The sequence below is a fragment of the Aquabacterium humicola genome, from assembly GCF_030167915.1.
Lineage (GTDB): Bacteria > Pseudomonadota > Gammaproteobacteria > Burkholderiales > Burkholderiaceae_C > Pseudaquabacterium > Pseudaquabacterium humicola.
This window is the reverse complement of sequence record NZ_JARGNB010000022.1, coordinates 1-11,939: the sequence shown is the minus strand read 5'-3', so window position 1 is coordinate 11,939 and position 11,939 is coordinate 1. Positions and strand designations below refer to the sequence as shown.

Genomic DNA, 11,939 nt, shown 5'->3' with positions numbered 1-11,939 from the left:
CCTAACCCTTCGGTCAACGCGACGCCCACCAGCTACGCGCCAGGGCCGCGAGGCAGCCAAGGCATATCATCTGCCTCGCGGCCCTGGCGCTCCGCTGGCGGTCGCGCGTTACCTCAAACGTTAGGCCTCGCAGGCAAGACCGGCATGTTCTTCGCAGGCCACGCCCCTACGAAGGCAAAGGCAGAAGTCGAAGGCACTTCTTCGGCTGCCGGCGAACGCCCTCTGCATTGGGAAGAGCCTGAAGTCCAACAGCCGCATGTCGCAGCGTTGTGGCGCCGGTCCGCCTCTTCGAAGAGAAGAGTTCCTTGCGGAGCACTTCGACGTCAGGTGCGGGCTGCGCGAGACAAGCCCAAGACCCAAAGACATCGGCCTCACTTCCATGTCGGCATGCTGGCCGGCTTCTCGGCCTGGCACGTCGTCAAAGTGCCGCGCTCCGGCACCTTGCTTCAAACCCCTCGTCCTCGTGTCGGCGGTCCGCACTCGCAGCGAGGCCTAACCCTTCGGTCAACGGCGACGTCCACCAGCTACGCGCCAGGGCCACGAGGCAGCCAAGGCATATCATCTGCCTCGCGGCCCTGGCGCTCCGCTGGCGGCCGCGCGTTACCTCAAACGTTAGGCCCACCACATGCACCGAGTAGCACTCGCCGCGCTTGTATTCCTACTCGTCGCCTGCGATGCAAGCGTCGAGAAGGCGTTTGACTTCGTGATTGGCCGAGAATCCAGCGTAGTAGTGCTTCGTGATAGGCCCACACAACTCGGCCCAACCCCCACGACTTTCACTCCTGGCAAGCAACCGATGAAGGTCTTGGGTGAATGGTCGAGCCTTTGCTTTTCGCTTCGGGGCGAAGTACCACTCCAAGACGCCACGGTGATGGATCGACTCTTTGCAGAGGCGATGGGAAATTCGAAGGTCAAGGTTGAGTTGACGCTCGCGAATGGTGCTCGCACCGCCCTGCGGCAACCCCTGCAAGCTTGGAGCTTGCACGGAAGGATCTTGGAGCGCAACGAGCTGTCTGCGTGCGCTAGTACACCATGCAAGATGGGCTTGCCCGTCGGAACCCAAGTGATCAAGGTCGACGTATCCGCCGATCTGCCTCTCAAGGTTCAGGGCGTCTTTTGGCAGTCAGAGACGGACGTGCCCAAGCCGCCGCCGGCCAAGGAACAAGTAACCAGCGCATCGTCACCAAAGACGCACTCAGCGTGCTCAGCGTAGGCGGGCCTAACCCTTCGGTCAACGCGACCCGCACCAGCAGGCGTCTTGGGGCGCGAGGCCACCCGGCCTATCATCGGCCTCGCGCCCCAAGCCACCTGCTGGCACGGGCGCGTTACCTCAAACGTTAAGCGTCATGGCCAATACCCGTCACGCAAAGCTCGAGCAAACCCTGAATGCAGAAGAGGCGAGCCTTCGCGAACGCCTCCGCCCAGCCCTCCAAGCGGCTTCAAGTAGCGGACAAGACCTCTTCACGAACTCCCAGTTCAACCCCAATGGCCTCAATCTGGCGCACCTACCTCCCGTCGTTGAAGACCTGCTGGAGGCAGCAAACAGATGCGTCGCCCTCCGCGAAGACCTCGGACTTCCGATTGAAAATTCAGTCGGGCAGTTGTACCTCTTGTGTTGCAGCGAGAGCGCCAGTTCCAATCCGCACCGCAGAGGGCCCAAGCGGTTAGCCGCCTGGCTGCTCACCGCGCTCAATGACGCCTAACCCTTCGGTCAACGCGACCCGTACCAGCAGGCCTCTTGGGGCGCGAGGCGCCTTCACTTATCCTGCGCCTCGCGCCCCAAGCGTCCTGCCGGCACGGGCGCGTTACCTCAAACGTTAGGCATCACGAAGACATCCGATGCGAAGCATCCCACCCCTGTTCATTTCCGCCGCGCTCGCCATTGCGCCGTGTGCGGCACTCGCCGAGCCGTGCAAGGAGCCTGGCCTTGAGGCGGTGGCCACCGAGCACCCTGAGTGCCGTTACTACGCGGGAACGCGGTTGTATCGGGAAAGGGACTATGTCGGGGCTCGCTTGAACTGGGAGTACGTTCTGGCGAGCGAAGACGATGACAAGGACGTGCAGAAGCTCAGGACTGACGTGAGGAACAACCTCGGCTATCTCTTGTACATGGGGATGGGCATCAAGGTAAATCGAACCAAGGCCATCGAGCTCTGGGAGACTGCCGCTCGCAGCGGCCAAGAAGAGTCGGCCTATCACCTGTGCCACGCCCTGGGTGATGCAAAGCAACCCGAGTACAGGCCGCGGGCAGCCTTGCCTCACTGCCGAGAAGCGCTGCGCCGGTACCAGGGGTTGCCCATCGCCAAGAGGGACAGCAATACCGAGGTCATCATTCAAGACCTCAAAAGGTACATCGCGCGCCTCGGCGACACGTGATGCCTAACCCTTCGTTCAACGCGACAGCCAACGGCGTACCGCCTGGCCCGCGGGGCTGCCCCGCATATCATCATCCCCGCGGGCCAGGCGCTACGCCGTCGTCTGCGCGTTAACTCAAACGTTAGGCTTCACGGATGGCACGGTCCGACACCTTCAGCGTCAACTCGCTCATCATTGCTGCTGTCGCGAATGTAGTTTCGTTGTCAGCGGCGTACGCGGAGAGCCTCCGGGGAACAGGAAGCCCAGTCCTGTTCAGTTGGGCCGATCGGCTGGGCTTGATTGGCGTGTCACGCTCATCGGAAGTGGCAGTCAGAGAACCGAGCCTACTGTTGCTCACCGACGAGCTTGCCATCAAGGTGTCGGTCTACTTTTCCGTCTACCTGGCACTCTGCTCGGTGCAGCTGGCGGTCGTTGCGGAGCGCCGGGGTGAAAACAACCTGTACTTGAGCGCGGGGTTCATCTTGGGGTGCTGCGCGCTGGTGCCCATCAGCACCGTAGCAAGCATCAGCCTCATGCTCGTCGGTGCCGGCGTCGTCCTGCTGCTTCGGCGGCAGGCGAGTGAAGCCTAACCCTTCGGTCAACGCGACCCGCACCAGCAGGCGCCTTGGGGCGCGAGGCCGCCCAGCACTATCATCGGCCACGCGCCCCAAGCCCCCTGCTGGCACGGGCGCGTTACCTCAAACGTTAGGCGTCAGGCGGGAGGCCATGAGCGCCTTCGAGCACTCCGCAACACACGATCATGCAGCCTCAAGCGTACCCAAGCGTCGGCACGTTCCAAAACGACACGAACGCCGAACTCCACATCTATCTTGAGATGGTCCCCGAGGAGGTCATTCTTTCCCCGGGTCACTCAATCGATCTCTTGGCAAGACCAAGCTCGGACCTTCTTCCAATAACAGTCAGCGTTGTCACCGACGGACTTCAAATCCACCCCTGGCGGGAATTCGATCCAGATTGGTACGTTCGCTTCAATGGCAAGGTCATCAAACCCCAAACTCCAACGCGTTTGTCGGATCATGAGTGAACTGTCGCAACGCCTTGCGAGCCATCGCCGGAAGTCGCCCCTCCATCCGCGCGGTTTCGCAGTCTGCCGCTCAAAATGCCGCCTAACCCTTCGGTCAACGCGACCCGTACCAGCAGGCCTCTTGGGGCGCGAGGCTCCTCAGGCCTATCATCCGCCTCGCGCCCCAAGCGTCCTGCCGGCACGGGCGCGTTACCTCAAACGTTAGGCCTCGCAGCCCAGCACCGCGCGCTTCCCCAAGGATCGTCATGAAGCGAGTATTGTTCGTCTGCAGCCAGAATCGACTTCGGAGTCCCACTGCAGAACAGGTCTTTTCAGGTCGTCCGGGCATGGAGTGCGCTTCGGCTGGCACAAACAACGACGCGGACAACCCGTTGACCTCCGAACTGGTCGAATGGGCGGATGTCATCTTCGTCATGGAGAAGGCGCATCGCAACAAGTTGACTGCCAAGTTCAAGCGCCATCTTCACAACAAACGAGTGATATGCCTCGACATCCCGGATGAGTACGAATACATGGACCCGATGCTTGTACAACTTCTGAAGGTCAAGGTTCTTCGCTTCTTCCCGCATGTGCCACCCGGAACCGGCGAGGCCTAACCCTTCGGTCAACGCGACCCGCAACAGCAGGCGTCTTGGGGCGCGAGGCACCCGGGCCTATCATGTGCCTCGCGCCCCAAGCCTCCTGCTGCTGCGGGCGCGTTACCTCAAACGTTAGGCCTCAGGACCCACCTTTGCGAAACTGCATTCGCCCTGGAACTCCAAAATCCCCTCCCGCGCTTCGATTGATGCGCGACCTCTCGTGAAGAACATCCAAGTCATCGACGGCGCAGTCAACTGTGTCTACGACATCTTCCAGGCAACTGAAGACGAGTTCAGTGCCATCTTTCCAGTCGGAGAAGATGTGGCGTTCATTGACGAGGTCTACGCCAGAGGCACCAAAGAACTGCTGGACCAAGTGTTCAATGCAATCTGGTCACGACGGATACCGAAGGTCCAAGCCCACGGAATCCACGGCTTGCTGTTCTGCGACCTGGAGACCAAGAAGGTCTACTACCCCACGCGCAGAGACGAAGAAGCTCGCAATCCCAGCGGTGGGCTGCTCCGAACTGAGGCCTAACCCTTCGGTCAACGCGACCCGTACCAGCAGGCGTCTTGGGGCGCGAGGCCGTCCCGCCTATCATCGGCCTCGCGCCCCAAGCCTCCTGCCGGCACGGGCGCGTTACCTCAAACGTTAGGCGTCACGTCCCATGCAAGCGCTTCTAGCTACCACCATCGTCGTCGCGTTCTTCGGTGGCATTGCGTTGTTGGCCGTGCTTGGCATCAGACGCGCAAGGTCGATGAGCAAGCAGCACATCAGCGACTTGAAGGCCAAAGGCCAAGCGGATCGGTTGATTCAACCAAGGACAACAAAGGATCACCTGCTCCGACCGATGTCGCTCCTGGATGTCGCACTGGGAATCGGAGGAGCAATCTTGATGGGAAAGTTGCTGTTGGTGCTCCTGGCGTCATTCAATCAGTAGAGGCACTGGCACCCGAAGCGTCTTGCGCGCGGGTCAGCGAGTCGCTTGGTTCCACCCCGAGCATCGGCACACAAGCCGCAGCGTAGCCGAGTGACGCCTAACCCTTCGGTCAACGCGACCCGCACCAGCAGGCGTCTTGGGGCGCGAGGCCGCCCAGCACTATCATCGGCCTCGCGCCCCAAGCCTCCTGCCGCTGCGGGCGCGTTACCTCAAACGTTAGGCTTCACGATGCCCCACGCCCAAGTGCCTTCCCCCGCCGAGCGAGTGCTTCTACGGTCGTGGCGAGCGGCGCAGGGCGCGTCACCGGAAGACATTGCCCGTCTCTCCGAAGCGTTACCCTTCACCCCACCGAGTGACTACATTGAACTGCTCACGCGAACGAACGGTGGTGAAGGAGAGCTTGCCGCTGCTCCAGGGTGGTTCCAGCTCTTTGAAGTCGAGTTCGCGCTTTCACTCTGGTCGGACGCCTTTTACCGAACTGAGTATCCAAGCTACTACTTCTTTGGCAGCAATGGCGGATTGGAATCGCTCGCACTAGTCATCGATGGCCCCACCAAGGGGTCTGTCGTAGCCGTGGACACGATCGCCGGAGACGAGAGTGCAATTCTTGTCGCGAGCGAGTTCACTGAATTCCTCGATCTGGTCGGAGTGGAAGAGTGAAGCCTAACCCTTCGGTCAACGCGACCCGTACCAGCAGGCCCCTTGGGGCGCGAGACACCCAGTCCTATCATGCGCCTCGCGCCCCAAGCGCCCTGCCGGCACGGGCGCGTTACCTCAAACGTTAGGCCTCACGACATGCTCCCACGCGTTGCGCTGGCGCTTCTTACTTCTGTCGCTTCGACTACCGTTCATGCGCAGGGGTTTGCGGGCAATTGGGACATCGACCTTCGAAACGCAGAGCAACGCAAGAACGGGGTTGAGTGCGGAGGCGCAAGCTTCGAACTCTCCCAAGAGGGTAATCGAATTCGTGGCAGCCACAGTATGGTTACCGCTGGCTGCGGGCGGCAGAACGAAGGGGGACCCGAGACCGTAAAGGGTGTAGTTCTCAATGGCAAGGCGGTGCTGGTAGTCACCAGCACTCGGAACAGGGCCGTAGTCATGGGCGTCGCACAAGTGAAGAACGGAAGACTTCAGTGGCAAGTATTGGAAGAGATCAGAGCAAGTGAGCAAGAAGGCGATTCCCCGCTCATCCTGCACTCCGGGGTGCTTCTTCGGCGGCGCCAGTGACAATGCGCGCGCCCCTGCTTGCCAAGCGCAGTGAGGCCTAACCCTTCGGTCAACGCGACCCGCACCAGCAGGCGTCTTGGGGCGCGAGGCCGCCAAGCCTATCATCGGCCTCGCGCCCCAAGCCCCCTGCTGGCACGGGCGCGTTACCTCAAACGTTAGGCGTCACAGATCGACTCCGACCGACTGCCATGTCATCTTGGTCACTTGTCTACGCGATCCTGGCCAATCATCGACAACCCGAGGATGTTGACGACAACAGTGTGATCAATCGTCTTTGGAACGAGGCCTCCCGTGGGAAGGGGCCGTTCCTGTCAGAAGACAACACGACGGTGGTGGCCGAGGACTGGGATCTGCAACGTTTAGCCCCACTCGTCCAAGGCGAAGGTGAAACCGATCTCTCGTCTTTCCCGCAGCATGACCCTCCAGTCGTGGTTCGCTGGGCGGCAACAGACTTCCGCATCGATGGCCGGCGAAGAATCAACGAGTTGGTCCGAGCGAGTGCACCCGGTCCTCACACGGTACTTGTGCTGCTTCTAGGAAGCGAGTGACGCCTAACCCTTCGGTCAACGCGACCCGCACCAGCAGGCGTCTTGGGGCGCGAGGCCATGCGGCCTATCATCGGCCTCGCGCCCCAAGCCCCCTGCTGCCGCGGGCGCGTTACCTCAAACGTTAGGCCTCGCGAACCATCACCGAGCATGGAGCAACCACCGAAGTATGCGCGGCCGGAAATCGAACGCCGTTGGCTCGTCCCAGCAACATTGGCAGAGAAGCTCGTAGCCGGATTACCCGCCAGGCTCATCGAAGACCGATACATCATCGGCACGAGACTCAGACTGCGGAAGGTGAGCGGACAGATCACGCAGTTCAAGCTGGGCAAGAAATACGAATCCTCGGTCTTCGGGTTGGAACAGGTTGTCTCGGTGTACCTCGGAGAGGAAGAGCACAAAGTCCTGGCTCCTCTGCCAAGCCACGTGGCCAGCAAGCGTCGCTACTCGGTCGCGGGAGGCTCGATCGATCAGTACGTGACTCCCCGAAACGGGTTCTTCATCTTCGAGGTCGAGTTCTCGACACTCGCCGAAGCACAAGCGTTTGAGCCACCTACCTTCGTCGGCCGCGAGGTCACCGGCAGCCCCGAGTTCACCGGCTTCAGCATCGCGAGCAAGGCCTAACCCTTCGGTCAACGCGACCCGCACCAGCAGGCCCCTTGGGGCGCGAGGCGCAGCGGCCTATCATGCGCCTCGCGCCCCAAGCGTCCTGCCGGTACGGGCGCGTTACCTCAAACGTTAGGCATCAGGTGGAGCGGCCGTGCTACTTCAACGCAAGTTCAGCGGCGCATTCGCGCCGAGCACCTGAACAGCCGCGAGGCGTCGGAGCGTCACTCCACCTTAGAGAGCCTGAACAAGGAGTTCTAGTCGGCACCCGAGCGCGGGGCTCCAGCGTTCTTCGCCTTACCTTCCAGTCAGTTCGTCGGGCGCTGCGCATCGGAAGACATTGCCAGTGGCTACCACCCCGCGGCGCAGCGCAGAGGGCAAGGCACGGGCCGGCCACTTCTACATCGCTTGCCATCCTCGGTTTCAGTCAGTTCGTCCGGCGCTGCGCGTCGGAAGGCACTGCCCGTGGCTACCACCCCGTCGCGCAGCGCAGAGCGCAATGCCCAGGTGTCTCGCGGCATGAAGCACCTCCCATTGTTGTCAACCAGGCTGCTGCCTAACCCTTCGGTCAACGCGACCCGCACCAGCAGGCGCCTTGGGGCGCGAGGCCGTGCAGCCTATCATCGGCCTCGCGCCCCAAGCCTCCTGCCGCCGCGGGCGCGTTACCTCAAACGTTAGGCGTCACGTCTCATGCAAGCGCTTCTAGCCATCACCATCATCGTCGGGTTCTTCGGCGGCATTGCGTTGCTAGCCGTGCTTGGCATCAGACGCGCCAGGTCGATGAGCAAGCAACACATCACCGACTTGAAGGCCAAAGGACAGGCAGATAGGTTGATTCAACCAAAGACAACGAAAGATCACCTGCTCCGTCCCATGTCACTCCTGGATGTCGCTCTGGCAATCGGAGGAGCAATCTTGATGGGAAAGCTGCTTCATGTGCTCCTGGCGTCGTTCAATCAGTAGAGGCACTGGTAATCGAGGCGCCTTTCGCACGAATCAGCAAGTTTCTCGGGTCCGCCCGGAGCACCCGTCCAGGCACCGCAGCGAAGCCGAGTGACGCCTAACCCTTCGGTCAACGCGACCCGTACCAGCAGGCGTCTTGGGGCGCGAGGCCGCCTAGCACTATCATCGGCCTCGCGCCCCAAGCCCCCTGCTGGCACGGTCGCGTTACCTCAAACGTTAGGCGTCGGTGGAGCCACTCCTCCCAGTACGCCGATTCCCGAGATCTCACGCAAATGAAGCACGCACTTGTTCTACTAGCCATCTCGGTAGCTCTGTCCGGGTGTGCTACCGCAACGCTTGGCGACAAGACAACAGAGGCTGAACTGAAGAAGTTCACACCGATTCCCGGAAGAGTGAGCGTGTATGTCTGTCGCCCAAACCTCTTCACTGGCAGTGCCGTTGGCGTAGAAGTCATTGTCAACGGCACTTCCATCGGGTCACTAAAGACCAATACCTTTGCACATACCTCCGTTGCTCCCGGTAAGGTCGCAGTGTTCCTCAGGAGAAAAGGGATAGGACCCAACTCCGGAGACAGCGGAACGCTTGAATTACAGGCCTCATCCGGCGACGTAAGGATCGTCTGGGCCGGTCAGGCTGGCCTTATTGGACCGGTGACCGTTGACAGCTTCAACACGCTTGCCGACGCCGAGGCCTGCGTCAGGGCTGCGGATTACGCTGTTCCATGAGAGTTCAACTTCGCCGACGCCTAACCCTTCGGTCAACGCGACCCGTACCAGCAGGCCTCTTGGGGCGCGAGGCTTCTCAGGCCTATCATCCGCCTCGCGCCCCAAGCGTCCTGCCGGCACGGGCGCGTTACCTCAAACGTTAGGCCTCGAACATGCTCATTCCCGACGCACCTGGAACGATACGCATCATCGAGGATTCCCTTACGTGGGCAAGACGACACCCGTCGTACTTCTTTAAGGATGGCAAGGCGTCGACGAATGAGATCGCCTCCTACCTGCAGCAAGGGGTCGAGACCCTGACCAATGAAGCTCCGTGCGTGGAGCGAGTCGAAGACTGGTGGGTCATCGCGTCGCACAATGACTGGTTCCGGTTGGGTCGATTCCCAATCCCGGAAGACCTGAGTCTCTCCAATCTGCTGGCATTCCCGGAGTTGGGACAAAACTTCGTAAGACCAGAGGCCGTCTTGGCAGCATTCGCAAAGGACATCGTCGTTCAAGGATCGGCAGGAGCGCACGTCGTCAAGGGCACCGTCCAGACGCGTGACCCGGTCTACCTCAGGTTGGAAGAGAGCGCAGGTTGTTCCCGCGTCGTCGCGTTCCGGGGGATCGAGGCCTAACCCTTCGGTCAACGCGACCCGTACCAGCAGGCGCCTTGGGGCGCGAGGCCGCCCAGCACTATCATCGGCCTCGCGCCCCAAGCCACCTGCCGGCACGGGCGCGTTACCTCAAACGTTAGGCATCAGGTGGAGCGGCCGTGCTACTTCAACGCAAGTTCAGCGGCGCATTCGCGCCGAGCACCTGAACAGCCACAAGTCGTCCGAGCGTCATTGCATGAATGGAGCCTGAACAAGGAGTTCTCGTCGGCTTCCGAGCGTACGGCTCCTGCGTTCTTCACCCTACCTTGCAGTCAGTTCGTCGGGCGCTGCGCATCGGAAGACACTGCCAGTGGCTACCACCTCGCGGCGCAGCGCAGAGGGCACGGCCCAGACCGGCCACGTCTGCACCGCTTGCCACCGTCAGTTTCAGTCAGTTCGTCGGGCGCTGCGCGTCGGAAGACACTGCCAGTGGCTACCACCCCGTGGCGCAGCGCAGAGCGCAAGGCCCAGGTGTCTCGCAGCATGGAGCACCTGCCTTTGCCGTCAACCAGGCCGCTGCCTAACCCTTCGGTCAACGCGACCCGTACCAGCAGGCCTCTTGGGGCGCGAGGCCGCCCCGCATATCATCGGCCTCGCGCCCCAAGCGTCCTGCCGGCACGGGCGCGTTACCTCAAACGTTAGGCCTCGCAGGGCAACACCGGCATGTTCCGCGCAGGACGTGCTCCTTCGCCGAAAGACAAGAAGTCCGAGAAGGCGGATCTTCGGCTCCGGCACACCGCTTCAGCACTGAGGAAAGAATCAACACCTACCGGTCATCGCCACCTCGTTGTCGCGCCACCGCGGCCTTCGAAGATGACGGGGACGGCCGTGCACTTTGTCAGTCCTCAGCGCCTTGCGAGTAGACCCAAACCCCAGAAGACATCGGCCGCAGGTCCACGTCGGCACACGTCGGAGTCATCATCCTCCAGCGCAGTGCATGAGGCATCGCCTCAGCGCCTTGCCTCCGCTCTGGTGCTTCGCCTGGCGCCCTCGTGTCGGCGGCCCGCAAACGCAGCGAGGCCTAACCCTTCGGTCAACGCGACCCGCACCAGCAGGCGCCTTGGGGCGCGGGGCACCCAAGCCTATCATGTGCCCCGCGCCCCAAGCCGCCTGCCGGCACGGTCGCGTTACCTCAAACGTTAGGCCCGGGATGGGCAAAGTCCTCGCAACTCGTAGCGCTGCAAGAAGGTCCGTACGCCTGCAATCGTCACCACGCCAGCGCAGCGGTCGCACTGCCAACACAGCTGCAGCGCCTTGAGCCAGGTTCTGGCAAGAACTGCCAATCCCCGCCCTGCATCTGCCAACCTGTCGCATGAACGATCGAAGCCCTGCCCAAGCTGCACTGAAAACAAGGGCGGCCATCAACCTGCGCAGCATTGGCGCGCAAGGCGGCCAAGTCTCAAAACACGGCAGCTTCCGCTCGTGCTCACGCGCCCGGAGCGCCTCAGGCAAGTACAGCGGTCGGTCCGCGGCATGTGCCGTTCCGGCTGCACTTCCGCCCAAAGCCCGTGGTGTTCACGGCCTGCACGAGCAACCGGGCCTAACCCTTCGGTCAACGCGACGCCCACCAGCTGCGCGCCAGGGCCGCGAGGCCGTGCAGCACTATCATCGGCCTCGCGGCCCTGGCGCTCCGCTGGCGGTCGCGCGTTACCTCAAACGTTAGGCCTCAGGACGCACCCTCGCGAACCTGCATCCGCCCTGGAACTCCGAAGGCCCTTGTCCCACGCTCCGACAGACATGAGCCCTATCGTGAAGAACATCCAAGTCATCGACGGCGCAGTCAACTGCGTCTATGACATCTTTCAGGCAACTGAAGACGAGTTCAATACCATCTTTCCGGCCGGAGAAGATGTGGCGTTCATTGACGAGGTCTACGCCAGGGGCAGCAAAGAACTCCTGGATCAGGCGTTCAACGCAATCTGGACACGTCGGATAGCGAAGGCACAAGCCCATGGAATCCACGGCTTGCTGCTCTACGACCTGGAGGCAAAGAAGGTCTACTACCCGACGCGCAGAGATGAAGAAGCTCGCAATCCAAGCGGCGCTCCGCTCCGCTGAACTGAGGCCTAACCCTTCGGTCAACGCGACCCGCACCAGCAGGCGCCTTGGGGCGCGAGGCCGTCCGGCACTATCATCGGCCTCGCGCCCCAAGCCTCCTGCCGGCACGGGCGCGTTACCTCAAACGTTAGGCCTCACGAATTGCCAAACTAAGCGCAACACCACCGAGCATACGCCTCGTTAGGCGTGTCGAATCCGAGAACCTTTCTCGGCCTGTCGTTGAGCTCTCGCTCGATCGCGTCGCACTGACGCTGTGTCACT

The 11,939-nt window shown here is 61.7% G+C and carries 12 protein-coding genes and 1 pseudogene; 12 read left to right on the top strand and 1 reads right to left on the bottom strand.

All coding sequences use genetic code 11. The annotated features are described in order from the left end of the window. Positions 1–1,839 precede the first annotated feature (1,839 nt). From P1K89_RS32715 to P1K89_RS32660, 12 genes are all read left to right on the top strand, one after another. Positions 1,840–2,376 carry an SEL1-like repeat protein gene (locus tag P1K89_RS32715; protein ID WP_284620734.1) on the top strand — a complete coding sequence of 179 codons (537 nt, stop codon included), beginning with the start codon at positions 1,840–1,842 and terminating at the stop codon, positions 2,374–2,376. Positions 2,377–2,705: 329 nt separating this feature from the next. After that, positions 2,706–2,945, top strand: a complete 240-nt coding sequence (locus tag P1K89_RS32710) for a hypothetical protein (RefSeq protein WP_284620733.1) — start codon at positions 2,706–2,708, stop codon at positions 2,943–2,945. 700 nt (positions 2,946–3,645) lie between these two features. Further along, complete coding sequence (locus P1K89_RS32705; protein ID WP_284620732.1) at positions 3,646–3,996, top strand: low molecular weight protein tyrosine phosphatase family protein; 351 nt, start codon at positions 3,646–3,648, stop codon at positions 3,994–3,996. Positions 3,997–4,198: 202 nt separating this feature from the next. Continuing rightward, positions 4,199–4,516 carry a DUF8220 family protein gene (locus tag P1K89_RS32700; RefSeq protein ID WP_284620731.1) on the top strand — a complete coding sequence of 106 codons (318 nt, stop codon included), beginning with the start codon at positions 4,199–4,201 and terminating at the stop codon, positions 4,514–4,516. A gap of 130 nt (positions 4,517–4,646) precedes the next feature. Beyond that, complete coding sequence (locus P1K89_RS32695; RefSeq protein WP_284620730.1) at positions 4,647–4,919, top strand: hypothetical protein; 273 nt, start codon at positions 4,647–4,649, stop codon at positions 4,917–4,919. A gap of 228 nt (positions 4,920–5,147) precedes the next feature. Continuing rightward, positions 5,148–5,579 carry an SMI1/KNR4 family protein gene (locus P1K89_RS32690; protein ID WP_284620729.1) on the top strand — a complete coding sequence of 144 codons (432 nt, stop codon included), beginning with the start codon at positions 5,148–5,150 and terminating at the stop codon, positions 5,577–5,579. Positions 5,580–6,334: 755 nt separating this feature from the next. Next, on the top strand, positions 6,335–6,694 hold the full coding sequence (locus tag P1K89_RS32685; RefSeq protein WP_284620728.1) for a hypothetical protein: 360 nt from the start codon (positions 6,335–6,337) through the stop codon (positions 6,692–6,694). A 147-nt stretch (positions 6,695–6,841) separates the two neighbouring features. Beyond that, positions 6,842–7,315: a CYTH domain-containing protein gene (locus P1K89_RS32680; RefSeq protein WP_284620727.1), complete on the top strand. Its 474-nt coding sequence runs from the start codon at positions 6,842–6,844 to the stop codon at positions 7,313–7,315. A gap of 672 nt (positions 7,316–7,987) precedes the next feature. Then, entirely contained in the window at positions 7,988–8,260 is a 273-nt protein-coding gene (locus tag P1K89_RS32675; protein ID WP_284620726.1) for a hypothetical protein, read from the top strand. A gap of 272 nt (positions 8,261–8,532) precedes the next feature. Beyond that, positions 8,533–8,985, top strand: coding sequence for a hypothetical protein (locus P1K89_RS32670; RefSeq protein ID WP_284620725.1), 453 nt, complete (start codon positions 8,533–8,535; stop codon positions 8,983–8,985). A gap of 152 nt (positions 8,986–9,137) precedes the next feature. Beyond that, positions 9,138–9,602 (top strand): hypothetical protein, encoded by a 465-nt coding sequence (locus P1K89_RS32665; RefSeq protein WP_284620724.1) that lies wholly within the window; start codon positions 9,138–9,140, stop codon positions 9,600–9,602. A gap of 1,767 nt (positions 9,603–11,369) precedes the next feature. Next, positions 11,370–11,678, top strand: coding sequence for a DUF8220 family protein (locus P1K89_RS32660; RefSeq protein WP_284620723.1), 309 nt, complete (start codon positions 11,370–11,372; stop codon positions 11,676–11,678). Positions 11,679–11,827: 149 nt separating this feature from the next. Here P1K89_RS32660 and P1K89_RS33440 read toward each other — a convergent pair. Next, a pseudogene (locus tag P1K89_RS33440) lies at positions 11,828–11,939 on the bottom strand (IS30 family transposase); the annotation flags it as partial.

What these genes read in the sequence shown, in the direction of transcription:
- P1K89_RS32715 (WP_284620734.1), top strand. Translation starts at nt 1,840, where the DNA reads ATGCGAAGCATCCCACCCCTGTTCATTTCCGCCGCGCTCGCCATTGCG.
- P1K89_RS32705 (WP_284620732.1), top strand. Translation starts at nt 3,646, where the DNA reads ATGAAGCGAGTATTGTTCGTCTGCAGCCAGAATCGACTTCGGAGTCCC.
- P1K89_RS32695 (WP_284620730.1), top strand. Translation starts at nt 4,647, where the DNA reads ATGCAAGCGCTTCTAGCTACCACCATCGTCGTCGCGTTCTTCGGTGGC.
- P1K89_RS32690 (WP_284620729.1), top strand. Translation starts at nt 5,148, where the DNA reads ATGCCCCACGCCCAAGTGCCTTCCCCCGCCGAGCGAGTGCTTCTACGG.
- P1K89_RS32685 (WP_284620728.1), top strand. Translation starts at nt 6,335, where the DNA reads ATGTCATCTTGGTCACTTGTCTACGCGATCCTGGCCAATCATCGACAA.
- P1K89_RS32680 (WP_284620727.1), top strand. Translation starts at nt 6,842, where the DNA reads ATGGAGCAACCACCGAAGTATGCGCGGCCGGAAATCGAACGCCGTTGG.
- P1K89_RS32675 (WP_284620726.1), top strand. Translation starts at nt 7,988, where the DNA reads ATGCAAGCGCTTCTAGCCATCACCATCATCGTCGGGTTCTTCGGCGGC.
- P1K89_RS32670 (WP_284620725.1), top strand. Translation starts at nt 8,533, where the DNA reads ATGAAGCACGCACTTGTTCTACTAGCCATCTCGGTAGCTCTGTCCGGG.
- P1K89_RS32665 (WP_284620724.1), top strand. Translation starts at nt 9,138, where the DNA reads ATGCTCATTCCCGACGCACCTGGAACGATACGCATCATCGAGGATTCC.